At 66.7% G+C, this 22,672-nt stretch carries 24 protein-coding genes and 2 pseudogenes; 7 read left to right on the top strand and 19 right to left on the bottom strand.

Annotated elements, in window-relative coordinates; all coding sequences use genetic code 11:
• Positions 1–4 precede the first annotated feature (4 nt).
• The 3 genes from NMD1_RS20950 to NMD1_RS20940 are packed head-to-tail and all read right to left on the bottom strand — an operon-like array spanning position 5 to position 3,275.
• Complete coding sequence (locus NMD1_RS20950) at positions 5–1,015, bottom strand: arginine N-succinyltransferase (RefSeq protein WP_124808979.1); 1,011 nt, start codon at positions 1,013–1,015, stop codon at positions 5–7.
• 5 nt (positions 1,016–1,020) lie between these two features.
• On the bottom strand, positions 1,021–2,217 hold the full coding sequence (locus tag NMD1_RS20945; RefSeq protein ID WP_199558183.1) for an aspartate aminotransferase family protein: 1,197 nt from the start codon (positions 2,215–2,217) through the stop codon (positions 1,021–1,023).
• Positions 2,218–2,249: 32 nt separating this feature from the next.
• Positions 2,250–3,275 (bottom strand): 2-oxoadipate dioxygenase/decarboxylase family protein, encoded by a 1,026-nt coding sequence (locus NMD1_RS20940; RefSeq protein WP_125957193.1) that lies wholly within the window; start codon positions 3,273–3,275, stop codon positions 2,250–2,252.
• A gap of 72 nt (positions 3,276–3,347) precedes the next feature.
• Here NMD1_RS20940 and NMD1_RS20935 point away from each other — a divergent pair, with 72 nt between their 5' ends.
• Positions 3,348–4,259 (top strand): LysR substrate-binding domain-containing protein, encoded by a 912-nt coding sequence (locus NMD1_RS20935; protein ID WP_125957190.1) that lies wholly within the window; start codon positions 3,348–3,350, stop codon positions 4,257–4,259.
• 10 nt (positions 4,260–4,269) lie between these two features.
• Here the strand turns inward: NMD1_RS20935 and NMD1_RS20930 are convergent, their stop codons facing one another.
• The 6 genes and pseudogenes from NMD1_RS20930 to NMD1_RS21655 all read right to left on the bottom strand — a co-directional run bounded on the left by NMD1_RS20930 (position 4,270) and on the right by NMD1_RS21655 (position 11,103).
• Positions 4,270–5,166, bottom strand: coding sequence for a YdiY family protein (locus NMD1_RS20930; protein ID WP_125957188.1), 897 nt, complete (start codon positions 5,164–5,166; stop codon positions 4,270–4,272).
• Positions 5,167–5,319: 153 nt separating this feature from the next.
• Positions 5,320–5,820 (bottom strand): tannase/feruloyl esterase family alpha/beta hydrolase, encoded by a 501-nt coding sequence (locus NMD1_RS21805; RefSeq protein ID WP_375600815.1) that lies wholly within the window; start codon positions 5,818–5,820, stop codon positions 5,320–5,322.
• Positions 5,821–5,856: 36 nt separating this feature from the next.
• Positions 5,857–6,921: pseudogene (locus tag NMD1_RS21800) on the bottom strand (DUF6351 family protein); the annotation flags it as partial.
• 156 nt (positions 6,922–7,077) lie between these two features.
• Positions 7,078–8,709, bottom strand: coding sequence for an AMP-binding protein (locus NMD1_RS20920; RefSeq protein ID WP_125957291.1), 1,632 nt, complete (start codon positions 8,707–8,709; stop codon positions 7,078–7,080).
• A gap of 16 nt (positions 8,710–8,725) precedes the next feature.
• Positions 8,726–10,129: an aldehyde dehydrogenase family protein gene (locus NMD1_RS20915; protein WP_125957183.1), complete on the bottom strand. Its 1,404-nt coding sequence runs from the start codon at positions 10,127–10,129 to the stop codon at positions 8,726–8,728.
• A gap of 38 nt (positions 10,130–10,167) precedes the next feature.
• Positions 10,168–11,103 carry a TonB-dependent receptor gene (locus NMD1_RS21655; protein WP_233497915.1) on the bottom strand — a complete coding sequence of 312 codons (936 nt, stop codon included), beginning with the start codon at positions 11,101–11,103 and terminating at the stop codon, positions 10,168–10,170.
• A gap of 335 nt (positions 11,104–11,438) precedes the next feature.
• On the opposite strand from NMD1_RS21655, the gene NMD1_RS21650 reads away from it, so the two are divergent.
• A complete protein-coding gene (locus NMD1_RS21650; RefSeq protein WP_233497919.1) occupies positions 11,439–11,585 on the top strand; it encodes a hypothetical protein in 147 nt (48 codons plus the stop codon).
• 45 nt (positions 11,586–11,630) lie between these two features.
• Positions 11,631–11,828 carry a hypothetical protein gene (locus NMD1_RS21645; RefSeq protein WP_233497918.1) on the top strand — a complete coding sequence of 66 codons (198 nt, stop codon included), beginning with the start codon at positions 11,631–11,633 and terminating at the stop codon, positions 11,826–11,828.
• A gap of 128 nt (positions 11,829–11,956) precedes the next feature.
• Here the strand turns inward: NMD1_RS21645 and NMD1_RS21640 are convergent.
• Positions 11,957–12,214, bottom strand: a pseudogene (locus tag NMD1_RS21640) (TonB-dependent receptor plug domain-containing protein); the annotation flags it as partial.
• On the opposite strand from NMD1_RS21640, the gene NMD1_RS21635 reads away from it, so the two are divergent.
• Positions 12,096–12,446, top strand: coding sequence for a hypothetical protein (locus NMD1_RS21635; protein WP_233497916.1), 351 nt, complete (start codon positions 12,096–12,098; stop codon positions 12,444–12,446). The pseudogene NMD1_RS21640 and the gene NMD1_RS21635 overlap by 119 nt on opposite strands.
• Here the strand turns inward: NMD1_RS21635 and NMD1_RS20905 are convergent.
• Genes NMD1_RS20905 through NMD1_RS20880 form a run of 6 tightly spaced genes read right to left on the bottom strand, consistent with a single transcriptional unit; the run spans position 12,414 to position 16,176 of the window.
• A complete protein-coding gene (locus NMD1_RS20905) occupies positions 12,414–12,884 on the bottom strand; it encodes a cytochrome C (protein ID WP_125957181.1) in 471 nt (156 codons plus the stop codon). The two genes, NMD1_RS21635 and NMD1_RS20905, sit on opposite strands and share 33 nt — an antisense overlap.
• Positions 12,881–13,366, bottom strand: a complete 486-nt coding sequence (locus NMD1_RS20900) for a cytochrome c (protein ID WP_125957179.1) — start codon at positions 13,364–13,366, stop codon at positions 12,881–12,883. The genes NMD1_RS20905 and NMD1_RS20900 overlap by 4 nt, the downstream gene beginning before the upstream one ends.
• Positions 13,363–13,911, bottom strand: coding sequence for a methylamine dehydrogenase light chain (locus NMD1_RS20895; RefSeq protein ID WP_125957177.1), 549 nt, complete (start codon positions 13,909–13,911; stop codon positions 13,363–13,365). The genes NMD1_RS20900 and NMD1_RS20895 overlap by 4 nt, the downstream gene beginning before the upstream one ends.
• Before the next feature lie 3 nt (positions 13,912–13,914).
• A complete protein-coding gene (locus NMD1_RS20890; protein ID WP_194918318.1) occupies positions 13,915–14,505 on the bottom strand; it encodes a thioredoxin fold domain-containing protein in 591 nt (196 codons plus the stop codon).
• Positions 14,505–15,005 (bottom strand): MauE/DoxX family redox-associated membrane protein, encoded by a 501-nt coding sequence (locus tag NMD1_RS20885; protein ID WP_125957172.1) that lies wholly within the window; start codon positions 15,003–15,005, stop codon positions 14,505–14,507. Before NMD1_RS20885 ends, NMD1_RS20890 begins: the two co-directional genes overlap by 1 nt.
• Position 15,006: 1 nt before the next feature.
• Positions 15,007–16,176, bottom strand: coding sequence for an amine dehydrogenase large subunit (locus tag NMD1_RS20880; protein WP_125957170.1), 1,170 nt, complete (start codon positions 16,174–16,176; stop codon positions 15,007–15,009).
• 150 nt (positions 16,177–16,326) lie between these two features.
• On the opposite strand from NMD1_RS20880, the gene NMD1_RS20875 reads away from it, so the two are divergent.
• Entirely contained in the window at positions 16,327–17,031 is a 705-nt protein-coding gene (locus tag NMD1_RS20875; RefSeq protein ID WP_125957167.1) for a TetR/AcrR family transcriptional regulator, read from the top strand.
• 268 nt (positions 17,032–17,299) lie between these two features.
• On the opposite strand, the gene NMD1_RS20870 is transcribed toward NMD1_RS20875, so the two are convergent.
• Together NMD1_RS20870 and NMD1_RS20865 are read right to left on the bottom strand one after the other, a co-directional pair.
• On the bottom strand, positions 17,300–17,920 hold the full coding sequence (locus NMD1_RS20870) for a hypothetical protein (RefSeq protein WP_125957165.1): 621 nt from the start codon (positions 17,918–17,920) through the stop codon (positions 17,300–17,302).
• 172 nt (positions 17,921–18,092) lie between these two features.
• Complete coding sequence (locus NMD1_RS20865) at positions 18,093–18,980, bottom strand: LysR family transcriptional regulator (protein ID WP_125957163.1); 888 nt, start codon at positions 18,978–18,980, stop codon at positions 18,093–18,095.
• An 88-nt stretch (positions 18,981–19,068) separates the two neighbouring features.
• Here NMD1_RS20865 and NMD1_RS20860 point away from each other — a divergent pair, with 88 nt between their 5' ends.
• Positions 19,069–20,253 (top strand): acyl-CoA dehydrogenase, encoded by a 1,185-nt coding sequence (locus NMD1_RS20860; RefSeq protein WP_125957160.1) that lies wholly within the window; start codon positions 19,069–19,071, stop codon positions 20,251–20,253.
• A 131-nt stretch (positions 20,254–20,384) separates the two neighbouring features.
• Here NMD1_RS20860 and NMD1_RS20855 read toward each other — a convergent pair whose 3' ends face one another.
• Positions 20,385–22,142, bottom strand: a complete 1,758-nt coding sequence (locus NMD1_RS20855; RefSeq protein ID WP_125957289.1) for a cation:proton antiporter — start codon at positions 22,140–22,142, stop codon at positions 20,385–20,387.
• Between the two features lie 231 nt (positions 22,143–22,373).
• Here NMD1_RS20855 and NMD1_RS20850 point away from each other — a divergent pair, with 231 nt between their 5' ends.
• A complete protein-coding gene (locus NMD1_RS20850) occupies positions 22,374–22,667 on the top strand; it encodes a hypothetical protein (protein WP_190287200.1) in 294 nt (97 codons plus the stop codon).
• The last annotated feature ends 5 nt before the right edge of the window (positions 22,668–22,672 follow it).

Raw genomic sequence — 22,672 nt, 5'->3', positions numbered from 1 at the left:
TCCTTCAGGCCCGGACCAGGATCTGGCTGCCGGCATCGAGGCCAAGCATCCGGGCGGTGGAAGCCGGAATGTGGGCATTCCCGTCGCAAATGTCGACGGGGGCGTGAGTCACGCGGAAGCGCTCGATGGCGTCGTTGGCGACAAGCCGTGACGGTGCGGCGGCGACGTTGTCGTTGACGGCTACGGTGCAGGGCGTGGTTCGGCGGATCGTGTCGATCTTGTCGCGCGCGCAGGTCACCGTTGGTCCGCCGTCGAACACGTCGACCAGGCCGGTCCAGCTGAAGCCTTCGCTTTCCAGCATCTTGCGCGCGGCGCGGCCGTCGGGATGGACTTCTCCGATCACGTCGCGCGCGAACGGTTCGATCAGTTCCAGGTAGATCGGGTGACGCGGGGCCAGATCGACCAGAAACTGCCCGTTGCTGGCGGTGATCATGCGGTCCGCTTCCTCGAAGGGCAGGCGGAAGAACTTGGCGGAAACGCCTTCCCAGAACGGGCTTTCGCCTTCCCAGTCGAACCAGCCGCGCAGCTCGGAAACGATCTTGTCGGCAAAGCGGTCACGCGCCGCCGCGATCAGCATGTAGCGCGATGCCGCCAGCAGCGTGCCGTTGCCGCCGCCGCGATGCTCGGGATGGACGAACAGCGAGCCGACCTCGCTGGCTCCGGCGCATTCGTTGACCAGCACCAGCGCCTCGTGCTCGAAGTTCACGCCGGCGGCGTTCGAATGCTGCGCCAGCTTGACCACGCGGAACGAGAAATGCGGGCGGGCCACACCAATCGCCCCGCGCACCGAGGCGACGCCGATCACCTGCCCGGTGTCGCTTTCCTCCAGCATCAGCGTGTACCACGCTTCCGCCGCCGGCACGGCGCCGGCGAAGCTGGCGGCCGACAGCGCCAGCCGGTTGCCGAGCGTGTCAGCGCATTGGGGCAGACTGGTCAGCCCCGGACCGCTCAGACGGGCCAGTTCGAGCAGGGCGTCGAGATCGGCTTCGGTGCCGGGGCGAACGATGCGGCCCATGGCGGTCAGGCCACTTCCGGAACGCGCGCGTTCCAGGCCGCGAAGGTGGCGTCGAGCTTGGCGAGCGCCTCGTCGGCTTCGTCCTCGCTGATGATCAGCGGCGGCAGCAGGCGGATGCAGTTTTCGCCGCCGCCGGCCACCAGCAGGCCCTGTTCGCGCGCGGCGGCCATCATCTCGCGGTTGTTGGGCTTCAGCTTCACGCCCACCAGCAAGCCCTTGCCGCGCACTTCCTCGACGATGTCCGGATAGCGTTCGATCATCGCGCGCAGGCCGCTGGACAGCCGATCGCCCACCGCGCGCACATGGGCGAGCAGCGCTTCATCGGCGATCAGGTCGAACGCCTTGGCCGCCACCGCCATGGCCAGCGGATTGCCGCCGAAGGTGGAACCGTGCGTGCCGAAGACCATGCCCTTGGCCGCTTCCGCGCTGGCCAGGCACGCGCCCACCGGGAAACCGCCGCCCAGCGCCTTGGCCACGGCCATGATGTCGGGCTCGCAGCCGTCGAACCACTGGTGCGCGAACAGCTTGCCGGTGCGGCCCATGCCGCTCTGCACTTCGTCGTAGATCAGCAGCACGCCGGCTTCGGTGCAGCGCTTGCGGACATTGGCCAGCCATTCGCCGCTGAGCGCGCGCGCACCGCCTTCGCCCTGCACCGGCTCCACGATCAGCGCGGCCGTGGTAGGGGAGGCGATGGCCTTCTCGATCGCGGCCATGTCGTCGACATGAAGCTGGACGAAGCCGGGCAGGCGCGGGCCGAAGCCGTCGAGATAGGCCGCGTTGCCTGAAGCGTTGACGGCGGCATACGTGCGGCCGTGGAACGAACCGGCGAACCCGATCACGTCGATGCGTTCGCTCTGGCCGTTGACGTGGTGATAGCGCCGCGCCGTCTTGATCGCGCACTCGATCGCCTCGGAGCCGGAATTGCCGAAGAACACCACATCGGCAAAGGTCGCGCCGGTCAGGCGGTCGGCCAGTTCCTCCTGCCCCGGAATGCGGAAGATGTTGGAGACGTGCCACAGCTTGTCGGCCTGCGCCTTCAGCGCGGCGACCAGCGCCGGATGGCAGTGGCCCAGGCCGTTAGTGGCGATGCCGGCCACGCAATCGAGGAACACGCGGCCGTCGCGCGCGTGCAGGCGCACGCCTTCGCCGCGTTCGACTTCGATCGGGGCGCGGTTGTAAACCGTCATCAGATGGTCGCTCATGCCTGTTCCTCCGGTTGCTGGGTCACGTATGCTCAGGCCGCGCGCGTCATCGTGAAGATGCCGGTCGCGTTGGCGCTGTCGAAGCTGAGATCGAGTTTGCGCGACAGCGGTTCGCGATCGCGCGTGATGAATTCGTAGAACGATCCGGGCACGTCGCGTTCCACGCCGCGCCCTTGGGCATCGCCGAAGAAGCGCAGCACCGGATCGGCGCGGAACGCGGTCTGGCGCACGCGGCCGTTGGCGGAAACCTCCACCCGGTCCTTGATCGGGCGGCCAAGGGCACGCTGCTGCCCCGCCACTTGCTCGACATCGTCGACCCGGTCGGTCACGTGGTTGAAGGCGTTACCCTCGGTCGCGATCCATGCCGCCTCGGCGGATTGGCTCAGCAGGGCTTCGTAGTCGGCCAGCGCCGGCATGGCGTGCTGACGATCGAACGCCGCCAGGATCGTGCGCAAGGCGGGCAGGGCATCGGCCAGCGGCACCACGCCTTCGCTGGCGAAACGGGCGAGTACCGCCTTCGTCTGATCGTCCAGCGGATCGCGGCTGCTGTCGAACACGCGGTGCGCGGCGGCGCCGAACGCGCCGTCGAACTGGCCCACGTCCAGCTCGCTGACGAAGAACTGCGGCACGTTCTCGGGATCGCCCAGATGGCGGAAGGCGAAGCCGGTCATGCGCAGGCGGGGCAGGGGATAGACCGCCGCCACGCGATAGCCCAGCGGTTCCAGAATGCGGCGGAAGGCGTCGATCCCGCCCGGCAGCGCGCCGGTCGCGCTCGACGGGAAGCGGATGGTGCGCAGCGCGCCGTGATCGAAGCGGATGCGGTCGCCCGCCGCGATGCGGTCGGCCACGTAGGCCCGGCCGGAAGGCACGCGCTCCAGCAGATCGGCGAACAGCGCGGCGTTCATGGCCCAGGTGAAGTCCAGCCGCGATGCCATTCCGGCGGGCGCGCCGGTGGATTCGGGAAGATGGGCGATGCGCGCCAGCGTTTCCTGCGCCGCCGCTGGCCCGACCAGGCCTTCGACCAGCCGGGCAATCGCCGTATCATGCATATCGATCATCTTTCCTTGCGCCGAATGCCCTTAAATGCCAGCTTCACAAAAGGATCGGAAAAGACATTTCATCATCTTCTCATGACGAATCATCATCAGGAAGCCCGGCGCAAGGAACTGCCGCCACTGCCCGCGCTGGCCAGTTTCCTCGCCGCGATCGAAACCAGCAATTTTTCGCAGACGGGGCAGCGCCTTGCGCTTACCCAAAGCGCGGTCAGCCGCCAGATCGCCTTGCTGGAAGACTGGCTGCAGGTGAAGCTGTTCGAACGGAAAGGCCGGCGCGTGGTGCCGACCGCCGCCGCGCTGGCCTATGCCGAAGCGATCGGCCCGGCGGTCGACCGTATCCGCGCCGCCACGCGCCGCGCGCTGCAGCCGCCGCAGGACGCGGCACTGTCGATCGCGACGCTGCCCAGCTTCGGGATGCGCTGGCTGGCGCCGCGCTTGCCCGATCTCAGCGCGCACTATCCGGACATGCTGGTCAACCTTGCCGCGCGGTCCAGCCCGTTCGATTTCGCCGACGAAGGCTTTGATGCCGCCATCCACTTCGGCCTGCCGGACTGGCCTAGCGCGGAACACGCGCTGCTGTTCCGGGAAGACGTGGTGGCCGTCTGCTCCCCCGCATGGCTGGCGGCGCATCCGCTGGAGCAGCCCGCCGATCTGGTCGGCAAGACGCTGCTCAGCCTCGATTCCCGGCGCGATTCCTGGTCGCGCTGGTTCGCGGCGGCCGGTGTCCCGGCCAAGGGGCCGCCGGCGGGGCCATTTTACGAACACTTCCTGATGCTGTCGCACGCCGCCGCCGCCGGGCTGGGCGTGGCGCTGGTGCCGCGCTTTCTGATCGTGCCCGAGCTGGAAAGCGGCGCGCTGGTGGCGCCGTTCGACCTCGTGCTGACGGCCGAGGAAGCCTATTACCTCGTCTGGCCACTCGACCGGCCGGTCAGCCGGATGCTCGGCCAGTTTCGCGCATGGCTGCTGCGCGCGGCGGAGGGTTCCTGACGTCCGTCGCTCAGAACCCGTACACCATGGTGAAGCGGGTGACGGTATCGGTCTTCTTGAAGCCGGCCGGCGGATTGCTGTTGTTGGTGAACTGGTAGGATACCCGCGCCGACAGGGCGTTGCTGAGTTTGGCGGACAGCGAGGTCAGCGAGTTGAGATTGGTGTTGTCGCGGCTGTAAAGTGCGTTGGCGTCTTCGGTCAGCGTCAGCGTGCGCGAAATCGCCCAGCGCGCGTTGAGCGCGGCGAGGCCGGTCAGGTCGCTGGCGGCCGGTTCGCCGATGTAGCTGGTCTTGCGCCAGGCCGGGCCGGCCTTCACGTCCACGGTGAAATTCGGCTGCGCGGTCACGCGATAGCCGAGGCCGCCGGAAAGCGTGGTGCGCGAGGTGAAGCCGGCGAAGCGGTCGCGCTCGTACTGCGCCAGGCCATAGGCGAACAGGCGTTCGTTGAAGCGGTAGTTCGGTTCGAACGCGAACAGCATCTGGTTGCGGCTGGTCTGCCCGTTGTTGCGCTGGTAATCGGCCAGCGCGCGCAGGCTGAAGCGCCAGCGCAGGCTTTCCCGGGTCAGCCCCAGCCCGGCGGTGAGGCCGACGGTGGTGGCATTGCCCGATGATTGCGTCGCGCCGATCTGGCCTTCGCCCTTCCAGCCTTCCAGCAGGCCAAGATGGCGCAGCTTCTCTTCCTTGGCGGCGGCGATCTGCGCGCGGTGGTCGCCGATCGTCCGGTCGATCTCCGCCGCGTCCGCGGGGCTCGCCTGCTTCAGGTATTTCGCGATCGTGTCGATATCGGCGTCGTTGCTGCTGGCGATCGCGGCGTCCAGCATGGAGCGCAGCGGGCGCGCGAGTTCGGCATGGGCGGTGCCGGCGGCCAGCAGGGCCGTACCGGCGAGAAGAAACGACACTGTGCGCATGAAGCCTCGGGTGCATGACGGATCGGGACTGCGCACAAAGTCCCGATCCCTGCCGGCGTCAATTTGGGGACTGGACCGAAGTGCCGAGCATCGGCGCGAACCTGCTCCATTACGGCAGGGTCCGCGTCGGGCGCGCCGGCTCAGCCCGTCCAATCAGCCCTTGGGCGCACCATAGGGCATCCGGCATTCGTAGCTGCCGGCCAGTTCCGCATCGCCGCCGGTATAGTGGGCATAGGACGGCCACGGGCACATCGGACGCTGGCGCGAAGGCTGGCTGGAGCGCCAGCTTAGCACCGCTTCGGGCGTCCGGCCCTGTTCCACCCAGGCGACCACCGCGCCGAGCAGGTCGAAATCGTCGAAGGAATCGCCGCCCCGGCAATGCCCCATGCCCGGCACCATGTAGAACCGGCTGGCATCGCGCCAGGCCGCGCCGTTAGCGGCGGAGGCGCGCTGCCAGTAGTTCAGCGTGTCGAACGCGGAAAACCACGGATCGCTGACACCGTGGTAGAACAGGATCTTGCCGCCGCGCCCGAGGAAGGTGTTGAGGTCGGTCCAGGTATCGGTATCGGTCAGGCGCTGGCTGGCGTTGGCCCGGATCGCCTGGATGCGCGCGTCGACATCGATCGCCAGATCGCGGTTGGCCGGGCCGAACACGCCCGGCTTGCCCGTGGGCAGGAAGCCGGGAAGGCGGCCCTCGGTATTGGTAATGCCGGTGTCATAAGGATAGGGCGCGTAGAGCGAGGCGCCCGCCTTGTCGCGCGGGGCGGCGAACGCGCGCTGGATCGCGGTGACTTGCGCGGGCTTGAGGCAATCCGCCTTCTGTCCCTTGTGACAGGCCAGCCGGCTTGCGTCGAACCGGCATTGCGCCACGTTCATGATCATGCCGTCGTCCAGGCCGTCCAGCCCGTCGCACTGGGCGAGCAGCCCCTTCTTCAGCACCGCGCGGTCCGCGTCGGAGAAGATGCGTTCGACCAGCGGCTTGCCCGCGCCATCGCGCGGGGCGGCCTGGTTGAACTGCACGGCGGCCCAGCTCAGCGCCAGGTTGGAATTGCCGGTGCGCATCGCCGGCGCGCCCACCACGATGCCGTCGAACAGTTCGGGATAGCGCTGCGCCGCCAGCATCGATTCCCGTCCGCCGGTGGAACATCCCGCCATGTAACTGTGCCCGATCGCGCGGCCATAATAGCTGGCGATGATCGCCTTGGCGGTGTGCGCCACGGTGGGGACGGCGTTTTCGGAAAAATCCAGCGCGGCGCGCTGGTCGGCCATGAAGCTGTCGTCGAACACCGCGCCCTTGTGGCCGCTGTCGTGGCTGGCCACGGCGAAGCCGCGCGCCAGCGCCGGGATGTCGCCGGCCGCCGCCGCGCCGATCGGCGGGTGGACCGTGCCGTTCAACCCGCCGCCGCCCTGCAGCAGGAAGCGGCCGTTCCAGTCGTCGGGCAGGGCCAGCGCGAAGCCGATGCCGAACGGCTTGCCTCCCGCGCCGGTGCGTTCGCCGATCACGCCTTCGATGCGGCAATGCGGCGGAATGGAACTGGCGAGCGGCGCGGCATCGGGTTCCAGACGGGTGCCGGCCGGCGTGACGCCCACCGTCCGCGCGGTCAGAATCTTGACGTCGCCGGGCAGGGTCTGGCCGGCCAGCGCGGTGCAGCGATCGGTGACGGGCGGCGGCGCCACCGCGACAGGGGCAGCGGGCGGAGCGGCGGCAGGACGTGCCGCCAGCGCGTGCACGCCGGCACACAACACCGCGGTCATGCCCGTCAGGCCCAGCACTGCGCCCGAAATGCGTCTTGTCATCCGTTTCCCCCTCCACCGGTCCAGTCGTAACACCCGGTCCCCGAAGTTATCGGGTATTACGATTGGCGGGCGAAGGGCAAGCGTTCAGGCGGTTGGCGTTGCGACGATGCGCGTTCAGGCGGGAAGCGACAATTCCGCTTCCATCACCTTGCGCATCTCGAACTTCTGCGCCTTGCCGGTAACGGTCATCGCGAAGGCGCTGACGATGCGGACGTAACGCGGCACCTTGTAATGCGCGATGCGGCCCTTGCAGTGCGCGATCACATCGTGCTCGCCCAGCGTTTCGCCCGGCTTGGCGATGATCCACGCGCAGACTTCCTCGCCGAACTTGGCATCGGCCACGCCGAATACTTGCGCATCGGCGATCGCCGGGTGCGACAGCAGGAACTCCTCGATCTCGCGCGGGTAGATGTTCTCGCCGCCCCGGATGATCATGTCCTTGATCCGGCCGGTGATGCGGACATAGCCCTGCGCGTCCATCGTGGCGAGATCGCCCGAATGCATCCAGCCGTCGCCGTCGATCGCTTCGGCGGTCTTTTCCGGATCGTCCCAGTAGCCCAGCATCACGGCATAGCCGCGCGCGCAATATTCGCCCTGCTGGCCGATCGGCAACGTCTCGCCAGCGAGGCCCACGATCTTCGCCTCGGCATGGGGATGGACGCGGCCCACCGTGGCCACGCGTTCCTCGATCGGATCGTCGGTGGCGGTCTGCGTGGTCAGCGGGCTGGTTTCGGTCATGCCATAGCCGATGGTCACTTCGCGCATGTTCAGCCGTTCCATCACCTGCCGCATGGTGGTGACGGGGCAGGGGGAGCCTGCCATGATCCCGGTGCGCAGCGTCGATACGTCGTAGGCGTCGAGATCGGGCTGGTTCAGGATCGTGATGAACATGGTCGGCACGCCGTAGAGCGCGGTGCAGCCTTCGGCCTGCACCGCTTCCAGCGTCAGGCGCGGGTCATAGGCCTCGCCCGGATAGACCATCGCCGCGCCGCTGGTCAGCGCGGCCAGGTTGCCCAGCACCATGCCGAAGCAGTGGTACAGCGGCACCGGGATGCAGATGCGATCGTCCGGCGTCAGCCGGATCGTGCGCCCGGTGAAGTACCCGTTGTTCAGGATGTTGCGGTGGGTGAGCGTGGCGCCCTTGGGAAAGCCGGTGGTGCCGCTGGTGAACTGGATGTTGATCGCGTCGTTCGGGTCGAGCGTGGCATCCACGCCCGCCAGCCGCGCGGGATCGGGCTCGGCGCGCAGGTCGGCCCAGGGCATGAAGCCCTCGTGCCGTTCCTCGCCCAGCACCACGATCTGCTGCAGCAGCGGCAGCTTTTTCGCGCCCAGTTCGCGCAGCATCCCCACGTAGTCGCTGGTCTTGAACCGCGCCGCGGTGACCAGCACCGTGCAGCCCACCTTGTTCAGCGCGTATTCCACTTCGGAAACGCGATAGGCGGGGTTGATGGTAACCAGCACCGCGCCGATGCGGGCGGAGGCGAACTGGATGACCGTCCATTCCGCGCAGTTGGGCGCCCAGATGCCCACACGATCGCCCTTGCGCACGCCCAGATCGAGCAGGCCGGTGGCGATGCGGTCCGCTTCGGCATCCAGCTCCGCCCAGGTCCAGCGGATGCCCTGGTGGCGCGAAGCCAGCGCCAGCCCGTTGCCCCAGCGCCGGCCCGCTTCGCGCAGCGCGCCGCCGATCGTCGTTTCCAGAAGGGGGACATCGGTCGCCCCCCGCGTGATCGACAAGCCCTGCATCATCCTCCGCTCTTGTTTACTTCTTGATATTGATGACCTGAAGCTGGGTGTATTCGGCCAGCCCTTCCACCGACTGTTCCACGCCCAGCCCCGAATTCTTGAAGCCCGCCATCGGAATGTGCGGCCCGATGCCGACATGCTGGTTCACCCAGACCTGCCCGCTTTCGATGCGCGAGGCAATGTCCGCCGCGCGGGCCACGTCCTTCGACCACACCGATCCGCCCAGCCCGTATTCCGAAGCGTTGGCGCGGGCGATCACGTCCTCCACGTCATCGAAGCGGATCACCGGCAGGATCGGGCCGAACTGTTCCTCGTCCACGATGCGATCGCCGTCGGTCACGTCGCGCACGATCGTCGGGCGGATGAAATAGCCGGCGCGTTCCATCACCTCGCCGCCGGCGATCACCTTGCCGTCCGCCTTGGCCGCGTCGAGGAAGCCCTTGACCTTGTCGAACTGCATCGCGTTCTGGATCGGGCCGATCTGCGTGCCCTGCTGCAAGCCGTCGTCCACCACGGCGGCCTGCGCCAGGTTGGCCAGTTCCTCGCACATCGCGTCATAGATATCGGCGTGGACATAGGCGCGCTTCACCGCCAGGCACACCTGCCCGCAGTTGAGGAAGGCGTTGCCGAAGATCGCCTGCGCGGTTTCGCGCACGTCCACGTCCTCCAGCACGATCGCCGGGTCGTTGCCGCCCAGTTCCAGCGTCACGCGCTTGAGCGTGTCCGCGCCCGTCGCGGCGATGCGCTTGCCGGTGGCGGTCGATCCGGTGAAGCCGATCTTGGCGACATCGGGGTGCGAGGTCAGGTGCGGCCCCAGGTCGTTGGCGTCGGTGATCACGTTGACCACGCCCGCCGGGAAGATGTCGCGGCACAGCTCGCCCAGCATCAGCGCCGCGACCGGAGTTGTCGGCGCGGGCTTCAGCACGATCGCGTTGCCGGCCAGCACGGCGGGGCCGATCTTCCAGCAGGCGACCAGCAGCGGGAAGTTCCACGCGATGATCCCTACCACCACGCCCAGCGGCTTGTGCTTCACCGCGATGTAGCCCTCGGCATCGTCCTGGATCACGCGGTCGGGCAGTTCCAGCGTGGCGTAGTGCCGCAGGTATCCCTCGGTCCAGGCGAGTTCGCCCTGCGCCTCGGCCAGCGGCTTGCCCTGTTCCAGCGTCAGCGTGCGGGCGAACTCGTCCTTTCGCGCGGCGATGGCGTCCGCCAGTTCGATCAGCTTCTTGCTGCGTTCTGCGAACGGCACCGCTGCCCAGCCCGGCACGGCGGCCTTGGCGGCGGCGATGGCCTGGTCCGCCTGCGCCGCCGAGGCGCGGGGAACCGTGGTGAAGGGTTCCCCGGTCGCCGGGTTGACGACGTCCATGGTCATGTCGCCAGGGACGAGTTCGCCGCCGATCAGCAGCTTGGTATCGGTCATTTTCCTCTCCCCCGCGCTCGTGGCGCGGATTGTTGTCCCTAGAACTTGGCGCCCAGCGTCACGCCGAACGTGCGCGGGTTGCCGATGTGGTTGTAGTCGAAGCCGAAGCCCGCCAGCAGGTCCACCCGCGACGTGAAGTAGAACTTGTTGCCCAGATTCTTGGCCCAGACCGACAGCGAATAGCGCCCGTCCGCCGTCTCCAGATCCACATGCCCGCCCACCAGCGCATAGGACGACTGGCGCAGGCGGGGGACGTTGATCACCTCGAAGAACTGGTTCGACTGGTACGAGAGGTCCGGATGGATCGAGAACGTCAGGGCGTCGTTCTTGAACACGGTGAGGTCGATCCCGGCGTTGAAGGTCAGCGAAGGCGCGTTCGACAGGCGGCGGCCCGAAACGTCGGTGCCGCTCACGTCGCCCCGGATGATCTTGGTGGACAGCAGGCCAAGGCCACCATGGAAGGTGAAGGTGTCGGTCGGGCGCACCGTCAGTTCCGCTTCCGCGCCATAAATGCGCGACTTGGGAATGTTGAGCAGCGTCTGCGCGGCGGTGGTGGGATCGACGTTGATGAACTGCTGGTTGCGGTAGTCGTAATAGAACGCCGCCATGTTCAGCGTGACGCGGCGGTCCCAGAACTGCGTCTTGGCGCCGACTTCGTACGAGGTGACCTTTTCGGCCTTGGCGACGCTGAGTTCCGACGGGTCGAAGAACGCCTGCGCGTTGAAGCTCGGCGCGCGATAGCCCTTGCTGAAGCTGGCGTAGAGAAGATCGCCGCTCGCCAGCTTGTAATCGAAGCCGATCTTGCCCGAGACGTTGTTGTTCTTGTAGCGCAGCGCCGACGGCGGGATCAGCGTGGCGACAAGGCTGTTGTCCACGCCCAGCGCGTCGGACCGGAAGCCGCTCTGGACGCCCGTATCGTGAGTATAGCGCAACCCGCCGCGTACGGTCAGCGCATCGGTCAGCTTGTATTTCAAGATCGCTGTAGAGCGCGAAGCTCTTCTTGATCTGGGTGAACTGGTTCTTGACCTTGCAGGCCAGCGGCAGCCCGTCGGCGCAATCCTGCGCGTTGATGAAGCCATCGCCGTTGACGTCCACGTCGGTCGCGATCTCGAACGTGGTCTCGTTATAGACTTTCTCGCGGTTGAAATAGGCGCCCAGGATGAAGTCGAACGGACCGCCGGTGTCGCTGGTCAGGCGCAGGTCCTGCGCGAACTGGCTGGCGCGGTCGTAATAGGGGATTTCCAGCAGCTTCGTGGCGGTGCCGTCGGTATCCTCGCGGAAGAACAGCGTGCCCTTGTCGTAGGAGGTGATGCTGGTGATCGCCAGCGTGTCGGACACGTCGATGTTGGTGGTCAGCGCGACCGACGTGGTGCGCGCGCGGCGGCGCTGGCTGACGTCGGAGGCGATTTCCCACTTCGACAGGCCGGGTCGCTGCACCGCTTCAGGCTGGGCATAGATGCCGTAGTTCTGCGGGTTCTGAAAGCTGGTGGAGGCGCGCAGGGTGAAGCGCACGCTGTCGGTCGGTTCGAACTTCAGCGTGCCGCGCAGCGCGTATTCGCGTGTGCTGGCAAGGTCCGGCAGGCCGGGCACCACGTTCTTGAACCAGCCGTCCGCGCGCGAGAACGTGCCGGCCACGCGCAGCGCGGCCTTGTCGCCCAGCGGCACGTTGACCGCGCCGTTCACGTCCACGCGGTTGTAGTTGCCGTATCCCGCGTTGAGATAGCCGCTGGTCTCGCCCAGCTTGGCGTCGCGGCTGATGATGTTGACCGCGCCGCCGGTGGTGTTCTTGCCATAAAGCGTGCCCTGCGGCCCGCGCAGTACTTCCACGCGCTCCAGGTCATACATGGCGACGCCCAGGAAGGCGAAGTTGCCCTTGTAGACTTCGTCATAATAGGTCGCGACCGGGCTGGACTGGTTGAGGCTGTAGTCCGACATCGACACGCCGCGCAGCGCGAAGATCGGCGTGTTGTCGCCCACGATCGAGGTCAGCTGCAGGTTGGCGACCTTGGTCACCAGGCTGTCCACGTTGGTGATGCGCGATTTTTCCAGCGCATCGCCGCCAATCGCCGAAACCGAGATCGGCACCGATTGGAGGTTTTCCGATCGCTTCGCGGCGGTGACCACGATTTCGCCCGGTGCGCTTTCGCTGCTGGTGCTGTTGCTTTGCGCCTGCGCGAAGGCCGGGTTGGCCGTGGCGGTGAAGATCGCGATCGCGCTCAGCGCGGTGTTGCGGAGAAGACGTTCCCTCATGGTATTGCTACCTCCCATTGTGATGGTGCCCCGTTTAGGGGCGCGCTTGTTCCTGCCCTGGTTGTGAAAACCCCTCGACCAGGCGCGCTCTCATCGCGGCGCGCTCGAGCCGAAGGGGGTGTTGGCGCAGACGCCCGATTTCCTCCGCCGTGTAGGGGCGGAAGTCGGCCGGCATGTGCGCCGCGTCGAACGTGTAGAGGGTCCAGTTGACCAGATTGGCGAGCCTTGCGTCGTCGAGATTGACGGTCGAAACGCCGGGCACGCGGCCGATGAATTCGCGCCCGCCCGGCACTGACAGGAACCGGGCGACGATGTGCTTCATCGGCGGATTGGAATGGTCATCCCCGCTGCCGTCGGGCCGGTGGCAGCCCTGGCATTTCAGCATGTAGTCGACCTTGGCCTGCCGCACGTCCGTCACGCCCGGCGGCGCGGCCTCGCCCGCCTTCACGCCAGCGCCGGCCAGCAGGGCGGCAAGGAGCGGAAAGGCGAGCAGGGCCGGTTTCATTTACCGCCGGCCCCGGCATGGAGGCGGGCGACGTCGGCCGAGGAAAGCGCCGCGCCACCGGCGCGGATCGTGCCGATCTCGGCCGGGGTGAAGCGGCGGAACGCCGGCCCGGCCTTGGTGATCGTGGTGCCGACATGGTTGAGCACGGCGGCGATGGCCGCATCATCCAGACCCGCTTGCGCCGGCATCACGCCGCGAAAGGCCTTGCCTTCAACCGTGATCGGGCCGGACAGCCCCTTGATCACGGCCAGCGCGATATAGCGCCGGCCTTCGTTGCGCGCTGCCAACGTGCGGAAATCCACGCCCAGCGGGGGATAGGCGCCGGGCACACCCGCGCCGGTCGCGGTGTGGCACGCGGCGCAGCGGCCATAGAGCGCCGCGCCATTCGGTTCCGCACCGCCGGCCTGCGCCGGGCTGCGCGCGACCAGCGCCGCGGTCAGCGCCACCGCACCCAGCGCGGCGAACTTCAGGACGCCCTTCATTTCGGCTGGTCCAGCGCCACGCCCACGATCACCGCCGTGGAGCAGTTGTACACGCTGCTCTGCGAACCCAGGCACCAGTTGTAATCGTTGTTCGATTGCGGGCGCACCTGCGGGCGATCGCCCTCGTTGCGGTTGCACAGGCACTGTCCGCACGAGGACGTGCCGCAGCAGTCGTTATAGCTGATAATATAGGCGCGGTTGTCGGCCGGGTTGGTGCAGGTGCCGATCCAGGTGATCGGCGACATTTCCGTGCCCGGCGGGCAGCTGCTGACCGACCCGCCGCAGCAGGTGCAGAGGAAGCCGTCGATCGCGCAGTAGCGCCAGTAATCGCAGCTCGTGCGGTCACCGGGGTCCTGATCGATGCCGGCGGTTACGGGGCTATGGGTCGGCCCGCCGCCGTGCGTGGCGGCGCGCGCCACCGGCAGGACGGGGAAGGTGGCCGCGCCGGTCATGCCGGCGCCTAGCCACGCCAGCATCGACCGGCGCGACGTGCCGCGGGCGATGCGCCGGGCGAATTTCTCGGTAAGCTTGTCAAAGCCGGCCATGGCTCAGGCCTCCCTGTTGCGGCGGGCGAGATAGTCCTGGATCGACGCCACGCCGCGTTCCTTGGCTTCGAACAGACTTTCGAGGTGCTCCCGGCTGTTGACGAGGCCGAGCGAGGCGACTTTGCCGGCTTCGTCGAGCAGCACCGCATAGGGCAGCTTCGATACGCCGAAGGCGCGGCCGAGCGCTTCGGACAGGACCAGCGGAATGCCGTCGAGGCCGTGGTCCTTGGCAAGCTGGCGGTATTGCCCCTTGGTGCCGTCGCCCGCGATCACGATGTCGATCCAGTCGGCCTCGGCGCGCGCGGCGGAGCGCACCACCGGCAGCAGGGACTTGCACACCGGGCAATCGGGCGAGGCGAAGAACAGCAACTGGCTGCGGCCTTCGCGCTTGCCGCCGATCTCGATCGGCGCGCCGTCGATGGTGGTCACCGTCATGGGCGAGGCGGTTTCACCGACCTCCACCTTCTGGTGCAGGGTCAGTGCGCCGGCCGGCGCGATGCGTTCGTGGAGAATGCCGACCTGGCGGGCAAGGGCTGCGATCAGCAGCGCCTGAACGATCACGGCGGTCCACAGCAGGATCTGGGATGTCAGCATCACGGCTTCCTCCACGCGGGTTGGGGAATGGCGAGCAGCTCGGAAACTCCGAGGTAGAGCGCACAAAGTCCGGCGGCGGCGAAGGGCGTTTCGATGCCGAACGCCGCCGCCGGGAGGGTGGAAACGAGGCCGGCTGCCAGTGCGAGCAGCGCCGGGCGGGCGGTTTGCGCCAGGGTCACCGGCTTTTCGCGGGCGACCAGGTCGCAGCCGCAATCGAGCACTTCGCCCCGGCGGCGGAACAGGGCGATAGCATAGCCCAGCCACAGCGCGGCGGCGATCAGCGCGCCGGTCCTTTGCAGGGGAGCGATCAGCAGGCAGGCCGCCGCCACCGCTTCCACGCTGCCCGCCGTCAGCAGGAGCAGCGGGCCGGAACTCGGGCGCGTGCCTGCCAGCCGCGCGGCGGCGATGGCGAGCCGTTCATGGGCCAGCCCCTTGTGCAGCGCCGATCCGGCCAGCAGCAGCGCAAGGAACAGGGTGATCGAGCCGGTTGCGGGCGCCATCTCAGGGCACCGGCGTGATGAGGATCGGGTTGGCGGCAACCGTCGCGCCCAGCGAACGGACGAAGGCCCCGGTCGCGGCGTCGTGCACGTCGATCACGCCATCGGCGCGCGCCACGATCAGGTGCGGGGTGTCCTCGGGCGTCACGCCCACGGCCACGCCCACCGACCGCAGTGGGAAGCGGGCAACTCGCGCCTTCTTCGCCGGGTCGATCACCCATACTTCGGTGCCGCCATCCTTGTGGCTGCCCTCGCGACCGTTGGGGCTCATCAGCACGTAAAGAAGACCTTTGGCGTCCGCCGCGATCACTTGCCAGCCGCCCGGCCGCCATTCGGGCGCACCGCCTTCGGCCGTGCCCACGTTGAACGCACCGGGCAGGGGGCGGGGAACCGGGCCGGAGAAATCGAAGCCCTGGACCTGCCCGTAGTAGCTGACGAACCAGCCCGTCTTGCCCATCATCGCGGGCGTGCTGAACAGCGGCTGCTTGTCGATGTCCTGCACCTTGGCGATGGTCTTGGACGAGGCGACCTGGCCCTTGTCGTCCAGCGTCACGCTGAACATCGAACCATCGGCGCAGAAGCTGCTGAAACCGCGTTCTCCGGTGGGATAGATCTGCGCGCAGCCGGGCAGGTCGATCTCGCTCAGGATCTTGCGCGCGTCGAGATCAACCACTGTCACCGATTGCGCGGGCGTGAAGTTCGCCACCAGTGCCCAGTGTTCGCCGTTGGTGAACTGGAACAGGTGCGGATAGGTCACCGATTGCTGGCGCTTGCCGCCGGGCAGCACGATTTCGCCCTTGGGCTGGAGCGTTTCCATGTCCCAGATGGTGATCGCGTCGGTGCGCTCGCCCCGCGTCAGGCGCGAGAAGAAGGTTTCGGCCGTGTAGATCTCGCCGCGCTGGCGCGAGACCAGCGAATTGGCGAACTGCGCCGCGCGGACGAGCCCTTTCAGCGGCTGGTTGGCCGATGTCGTGTCCACCACCGCAAGCCGCCCGTCGAGGATCGAGGCGAAGTAGAAATCGTGGATGACGACCCAGCTTTTCGGCCACGCCTTCGGCAGCGCCTTGACCGTGGGGATCGGCTCTTCGGGCAGCGGCGTGGGATAGGCGGCGGGTGCGGCGGAAACCGCGCTCGCCGAAACGGAGAGGGCAAGCGCCAGAGCAAGAAACCTCATGCGGTACTCCCAGAGTCTCGGCGAATTGTTGCGCCTTTGTTGCCGGGAGAATGACGAAATAGGCGTAATTCTGTCAAGTGACCTAATTTTGTCGCGTGACATATTTTTTGAGAGAAGTTATCAAGGGTGAAAGCGGAGCTGAAATTTATTATGAATCAGTATGATGGCGCGCCATCGTTCGTCACCGACCTGGTATTTCCGGAACGCGAGGGCGGCTATGCCAAGGGCCACGAGACGCGCGAACTGATCCTGCGCACCGCGCTGCACATCCTGATCGAGGAAGGCTACCGCGCGATGTCGATGCGGCGAGTCGCCGCCGCCTGCGACATGAAGTTCGGCAACCTGACCTATCATTTCCGCAGCCGCGAGGATCTGGTGCGCGAACTGCTCGACGCCGTGATCCGCAGCTACGAGCAGGAATTCGACACCATCGTGCGGATGCCCGGCGCGCCGCCGGAGGAGCGGTTGCGCCGCCTGTGCCTGCTGGTGCTGGAAGACATCCGCAGCAAGAAGACCACACGCTTGTTCCCGGAGCTATGGGCGCTGTCCAACCACGACGAATTCGTGTTCGACCGCGTCCACGAACTCTATGTCCGCGCCCGCGCGCCGGCGATCGAGATCATCCGCGAAATGCGCCCCGATCTGCCGTGCGAGGCCTGCGAGATGCTCGCGCTGTTCATCTCCGCCTCGATGGAGGGGATGACCGTGTTCGCTGGCTACGACAAGCCGTTCGAGCCGCACATGGCCAAGCTGGAAGGCATCGCGCTCAAATCGTTCATCGCGCTGCTGAAAACGGTAACGGCGGAAGAGGCGCTGGCCCTGGGCGAGGGGGGCGTGCCTCCGACAGCCGGTTGAGTGGCAGCAAGGACGCGGTTAGCCGACCGCCCCAAAATCCCCCACACCCGTTCGTCCTGAGCTTGTCGAAGGACGCGCGATACAGTTGATCGAGAAGCAGCAGAGCGCAACGCCAGCACCGCGCGCGTCCTTCGACAGGCTCAGGACGAGCGGGATTTCGTATGCCAAAGTCCGCTTTTGCGTTGCGTGCGAAATAGTCGCTCCGGCAGGAATCGTGGGTGAAAGCCGTCATCCAATTTGCGCGCGCATTTGAAAGATGAGTGGTAACTCACGGCCACAAATTTGCCACGACGTCAAATGCACCTAGGCCATTCAGGTAGGCGTAGATCGACAGCCCAATTGCGGGTACCGCCGTGCTAATCGTAACAAATAGCACGACTGCCCAGATGACTTGCGTCCATCTGGGCGTTTTAGTCATTAAGCCGTAGTCTCCTTTGAGATTATGATAGCCGATGAAAGCCATATTGAAGACTTCCCAAAACACGAAGATGGTCAAACTGATGGTCATCAACAGTGCCGACCATCGTAGTTGGATGTCGTTCAACCTTGCAGAAACCGTGCCTAACGTGGTGAAGTACGCAGCAAACGCGCCCGCCACGACTACCGTGACATAGTTGTAACTTTTATCGAAAAGATGCGAAATGATCTCCTTTTGGGCGTCGATGGCGCGCTGTTCTCTGACTTCGTTTTCATTCGCGTCGACCGCAGCAACGGTAGCGTGGGTATGCGCTTCAACGCCGGCAACTTTCGCGCTCAGGTCCATAAGCAATTGAGTATCGGCCTGCGCTCGAAGAAAGACTTGTTCAAGGGTCTGCGCGATAATGAGCCGCACCTGTTCCTCAGTTGGAGGCGGTGGTTGTTCGGCTCCTTCTGGTTTTTGCTCGTTCATTAAGAATCGACCCCCGTGCCAAAGTTGAATTATCCGCATTGATGAGGGGGCAAGCAAGGTGGGTGTGTTAGATAAGGGCGCCTCAACTTCTTTGCAGCCAATCGCAGGTCCGCAACCGCGTCGTGTCCTGAACGGCCGGTATCTCGGCGGAATTTCCAGATAATTGCCGTCCCTACAACGCCAGCGCCTTCTCGATCACGCCGCGCGCGGCCGCGGGGGTGTCGTCGCGGCAGAGCAGCGCCAGTTCGACGGTGGCCGCATGATCGGCCAGCGGGCGGAAGGTGAGGCCGTCGAGCGCGAGGTGCTGGAGCGAGGCGGGGGCGAGGACCACGCCGCGCCCGGCGGCGGCGAGCACGGCGGCGGAGATGAAATCGTCGGTGCGGTGAAGCGCGGGCATGGCGAAGCCGCCGGCGCGCGCGAGATCGCGCACCGCTTCGGCAAGGCCCACTTCCTCGTGGAACTGCGGCATGATGAACGGCTCGCCGGCCAGGTCCGCCAGCCGGACGGCGACGTGGCGGGTCAGCGGATGGTCGTCGGCCAATGCCAGCACCAGCTGTTCGCGGTGGACGGTGCGCGCGGTGATGGCCGGCGGGTAGGACGGCCTGGGGCGGGTCAGCCCGATGTCGATCTCGCCCGAAACGATGCGGTCGAACTGCACCGGCGTTTCCATCAGCGAAAGGCGCACGTCCAGATCGGGCAGGGCATCGCGCAGCGCCCGCAGCACGCGCGCCAGCGTCCCGCTCATCGCCGCGGAGAACACATAGCCGATGCGCAGCGGCCCGGCGGCGCCGCGCGCGATGTTGCGCCCGATCCGTTCGGCCTGCCGCAGCGAGGCCAGCGCCGCGCGCGCCTCGTCCAGAAAGAGCTGGCCGGCGCGCGTCAGCGCCACGTCCTTGCGGCTGCCCCGCGTGACCAGCCGGGCGCCCAGCCGGTCTTCCAGCCGCTGCAGGCGCTTGCTGACCACCGATTGCGCGATGCCCAGCCGGTCGGCCGCGCGCACGAAGTGGCGGGTTTCGGCAATGGCCAGGAACACCTCCAACTGGTCGCCGTCGAGCATCATTCATTCCGCATCGCGATTGAACATGGCAAATTCGGTTCTTGATGCGATCGATGGCAGGTTGCAGGATCACGCGCAAGGAGGACGCCACATGGCAGGAATGGTTCGGTTCGATTGGGAAGACGCCTTCGCGCTCGATGCGCAGCTGACCGAGGATGAGCGGCTTATCGCCGGCTCCGCCCGCAGCTTCGCGCAGGATCGCCTGCAGCCGCGCGTGATCGATGCCTTCGCGCAGGAACACACCGATCCCGCGATCTTCCGCGAAATGGGCGAACAGGGCCTGCTCGGTATCACGTTGCCTGAAAAGTATGGCTGCGCCGGCGCGTCCTACGTCTCCTACGGCCTCGTCGCGCGCGAGGTGGAGCGCGTCGATTCGGGCTACCGCTCGATGATGAGCGTGCAGTCCAGCCTGGTGATGTTCCCGATCTACGAATACGGGTCGGAAGATCAGCGGATGAAGTACCTGCCCAAGCTCGCCACTGGCGAATTTATCGGCTGCTTCGGCCTGACCGAACCCGATGCCGGCTCTGATCCGGGTGGAATGCGTACCCATGCGGTGAAGGTTGATGGTGGTTATCGCCTCTCCGGTTCAAAAACCTGGATTTCCAACGCGCCCATCGCCGATGTCTTCGTGATCTGGGCCAAGTCCGAAGCGCATGGCGGCGCGATCCGCGGCTTCATCCTCGAAAAGGGCATGAAGGGCCTGTCCGCGCCCAAGATCGACAACAAGATCTCGCTGCGCGCCTCGATCACCGGCATGGTGATGATGGACGATGTGTTCGTGCCCGAAGACGCGCTGCTGCCCAACGTCGAAGGGCTGAAGGGGCCGTTCGGCTGCCTCAACCGCGCGCGCTACGGCATTTCGTGGGGCGCGCTGGGCGCCGCCGAGTTCTGCTACCACGCCGCGCGCCAGTATGGCCTCGATCGCAAGCAGTTCGGCCGCCCGCTCGCCGCGACGCAGCTGTACCAGAAGAAGCTGGCCGACATGCTGACCGAGATCAGCCTGGGCTTTCAGGCCTCGCTGCGCGTCGGCCGCCTGATGGACGAGGGCGCCTTCGCGCCGGAAATGATCTCGATCGTCAAGCGCAACAACGTGGGCAAGGCGCTCGACATCGCGCGGACCGCGCGCGACATGCACGGCGGCAACGGCATCTCCGGCGAATACCAGGTGATCCGCCACATGGTGAACCTCGAAACCGTGAACACCTACGAAGGTACGCACGACGTTCACGCGCTGATCCTGGGCCGCGCGATCACGGGCATCGCCGCGTTCTGAAGGCGTCTGCGCAAGCCCACCCCCAACCCCTCCCGCAGGCGGGAGGGGAGTCAAAGGAGGGGCTTTCGACACTTCTCCCCTCCCGCGTGCGGGAGGGGCCGGGGGTGGGTAATTGATACCTTACGCGCCCCTCACGTCTCCTGCGGCGTCGGCGCGGTGATGATGCGATCGCGCGCGGCGCGGATGTCGCCAGCCTCGATCTGGATTTTCAGCCGTTCGCGATCGTTGTTGCGATAGATGTCTTCGGCCCGGTTGATCGCTTCCAGGTTGACGCCCGCATCCTCCAGCGCCAGCCGCGCCATCTTGACGGCCGATTCCATCACCTCGCGCACGATCCCGCTGACGGGCGTGCGCTTCAGGCGGATCACCGCGCGGCGGTCATAGGCTCGCACATAGATCAAGGCCTGCGGAAACGCCTCGTGCACCGCCTCGATCATCTCGGCGTCCAGCTGGTCGCCATCGGTGCAGAACAGGATCAGTTCGGCCTCGGCCGCGCCGGCCTGGCGCAACACGTCCAGCCGGCAGCCGTCGCCGAAATAGACCTTTGCGCCGAAGCTCGCCGCCACGTCGATCATCTCGATGTCGGTGTCGATCAGCGTCACTTCGATGTCGCTGGCGTTCAGCATCTGCGCCACCGTCTGACCGAAGCGGCCATAGCCCACGACGATTGCGCTCGCGCCGTCGGCGCTCGGTCCTTCGCGCTCGCCCTGATCGGCCGCTGGCTCGTCGCGAAAGCGGCGGGTGGCCATCATCAGGAACGGCGTGCTCGCCATCGATACGGTGACGATCGCGCCGAACAGGCTGGCGGCTTCCGGCGCCACGAGCAGCGCGTTCTGCGCCTGCGTGAACAGCACGAAGCCGAATTCGCCGCCCTGGCTCAGCAGCAGACCCAGCGCCATCGCGCCGCGCCAGGTCATGCGGAAGGCCAGGCCGATCAGGAAGATCACCGCCGCCTTCGCCACCACCAGCGCCGTCGCCATGCCCAGCACGAACAGCGGCCGCTGCGCGATGGCATTGAGATCGAGCATCATGCCCACTGCCAGGAAGAACAGGCCCAGCAGGATCGAACGAAATGGTTCGACATCGGCTTCCAGTTCGTGGCGATAGGGCGAATCCGCCAGCATCACCCCGGCGATGAAGGCGCCCAGTGCGGTGGACAGGCCCAGCGCTTCCATGATCGCGGCCGCCGCGATCACCGTGAACAGCGCCGCCACCACGAACATCTCGCGCTCGCCCAGCTTGCCGATCAGGCGGAACAGCGGGCGGATCAGGAAGCGTCCGGCGGCGACAAGGCCGACGATCGCGCCGATGGTGTACAGCGACAGCAGCCATCCCGGCGGGCCACCCACGTCGGCAGGGTTGCGGCTCATCGCGGCGATGATCGTGATCATCGGAATGATCGACAGGTCCTGGAACAGCAGGATGGCAAAGGCCCGTTCGCCAAACGGCGTGCGCAACCGGCCCGACGATTGCAGCATCGGCAGCACCTGCGCGGTGGAGGAAAGCGCCAGCGGCAGGCCCAGCGCCAGCGCGGCGGCGGACGAAAACTCCGTGCCCAGCGCGATCATCGCGGCGATGGCCATGCCGCAGGCGGTCACCTGCAGCAGGCCCAGCCCCAGGATGTCACGCTTCATCTTCCACAGGCGCGAAGGGTTCAGTTCCAGCCCGACCAGGAACAGCAGCAGCGTGATGCCCAGTTCGGCGATGCCCAGCTTCTGTTCGGCATCGCCGACCAGCCCCAGCACTTGCGGCCCCACCACCGCGCCGGCAACAAGGTAGCCCAGCGTGGCGCCCAGCCGCAGGCGCCGGAACAGCAGCACGAAGCCCAGCGCGAAGCCGAGCAACAGGAAGCCGTCGTGCATCATGGAATGCGGCGCGCCGCCGTTCATCGGGTTCGGACCTTCAGCATGCCCCTTCTGTAGCCAGCCGCGCGCGGGCCGCAACCCACCGCGTTCGCTTTCGTCCTGCCGCCTTTCGCTCAATCATGGCCGCGCGCTTGCTTGCCTCGCCGGCTGCCGTCAGGCTAACGCGGCTGCATGATGCATCGTCGCCGATCCGGTCTGTTTCCGCCGCCCGTCCTGCGCGCATCTTTTTGGTTCTGCTGTGCCTTCGCGGTGGTCATGGCTGTGCTGCCGCATCCGCCGCAGCTGCCGGTAGACCGGCTGGGCGACAAGTTCGAACACATGCTGGCCTTTTCGGTGCTGACCCTGCTGGCCGCGCTGGGCTGGCCGGCGTTCCCGAAGCGGCGCATTGCCGAACGGCTGTCGTTCCTGGGCGCGCTGATCGAACTGGCGCAGTCGATCCCGGAGCTGCACCGCGATTGCGACATCCGCGACTGGATCGCCGATACGCTGGCGATCCTTGTGGTGCTGGGGATCGTGGCGGCGGTCCGCCGCGCGCGAGCCACCGGTTAACGGTT

Origin of the sequence: Novosphingobium sp. MD-1, from assembly GCF_001014975.1 — a bacterium.
In the GTDB taxonomy this organism is placed as follows: Bacteria; Pseudomonadota; Alphaproteobacteria; order Sphingomonadales; family Sphingomonadaceae; genus Novosphingobium.
The sequence above is the reverse complement of the archived record's forward strand: the minus strand, read 5'-3'. Positions and strand labels throughout refer to the sequence as shown.

Bases quoted from the DNA above. Each gene is read 5' to 3' on its own strand.
- NMD1_RS20945 (WP_199558183.1), bottom strand. From the start codon at position 2,217: ATGAGCGACCATCTGATGACGGTTTACAACCGCGCCCCGATCGAAGTC.
- NMD1_RS20850 (WP_190287200.1), top strand. From the start codon at position 22,374: ATGGCTGTGCTGCCGCATCCGCCGCAGCTGCCGGTAGACCGGCTGGGC.
- NMD1_RS20920 (WP_125957291.1), bottom strand. From the start codon at position 8,709: ATGCAGGGCTTGTCGATCACGCGGGGGGCGACCGATGTCCCCCTTCTG.
- NMD1_RS20885 (WP_125957172.1), bottom strand. From the start codon at position 15,005: ATGGCGCCCGCAACCGGCTCGATCACCCTGTTCCTTGCGCTGCTGCTG.
- NMD1_RS20890 (WP_194918318.1), bottom strand. From the start codon at position 14,505: ATGCTGACATCCCAGATCCTGCTGTGGACCGCCGTGATCGTTCAGGCG.
- NMD1_RS20865 (WP_125957163.1), bottom strand. From the start codon at position 18,980: ATGATGCTCGACGGCGACCAGTTGGAGGTGTTCCTGGCCATTGCCGAA.
- NMD1_RS20935 (WP_125957190.1), top strand. From the start codon at position 3,348: ATGACGAATCATCATCAGGAAGCCCGGCGCAAGGAACTGCCGCCACTG.
- NMD1_RS20930 (WP_125957188.1), bottom strand. From the start codon at position 5,166: ATGCGCACAGTGTCGTTTCTTCTCGCCGGTACGGCCCTGCTGGCCGCC.
- NMD1_RS20895 (WP_125957177.1), bottom strand. From the start codon at position 13,911: ATGGCCGGCTTTGACAAGCTTACCGAGAAATTCGCCCGGCGCATCGCC.
- NMD1_RS20860 (WP_125957160.1), top strand. From the start codon at position 19,069: ATGGCAGGAATGGTTCGGTTCGATTGGGAAGACGCCTTCGCGCTCGAT.
- NMD1_RS20875 (WP_125957167.1), top strand. From the start codon at position 16,327: ATGAATCAGTATGATGGCGCGCCATCGTTCGTCACCGACCTGGTATTT.
- NMD1_RS20900 (WP_125957179.1), bottom strand. From the start codon at position 13,366: ATGAAGGGCGTCCTGAAGTTCGCCGCGCTGGGTGCGGTGGCGCTGACC.
- NMD1_RS20905 (WP_125957181.1), bottom strand. From the start codon at position 12,884: ATGAAACCGGCCCTGCTCGCCTTTCCGCTCCTTGCCGCCCTGCTGGCC.
- NMD1_RS20870 (WP_125957165.1), bottom strand. From the start codon at position 17,920: ATGAACGAGCAAAAACCAGAAGGAGCCGAACAACCACCGCCTCCAACT.
- NMD1_RS21650 (WP_233497919.1), top strand. From the start codon at position 11,439: ATGCTGGTGATCGCCAGCGTGTCGGACACGTCGATGTTGGTGGTCAGC.
- NMD1_RS20950 (WP_124808979.1), bottom strand. From the start codon at position 1,015: ATGGGCCGCATCGTTCGCCCCGGCACCGAAGCCGATCTCGACGCCCTG.
- NMD1_RS20940 (WP_125957193.1), bottom strand. From the start codon at position 3,275: ATGATCGATATGCATGATACGGCGATTGCCCGGCTGGTCGAAGGCCTG.
- NMD1_RS20855 (WP_125957289.1), bottom strand. From the start codon at position 22,142: ATGAACGGCGGCGCGCCGCATTCCATGATGCACGACGGCTTCCTGTTG.
- NMD1_RS20915 (WP_125957183.1), bottom strand. From the start codon at position 10,129: ATGACCGATACCAAGCTGCTGATCGGCGGCGAACTCGTCCCTGGCGAC.
- NMD1_RS20880 (WP_125957170.1), bottom strand. From the start codon at position 16,176: ATGAGGTTTCTTGCTCTGGCGCTTGCCCTCTCCGTTTCGGCGAGCGCG.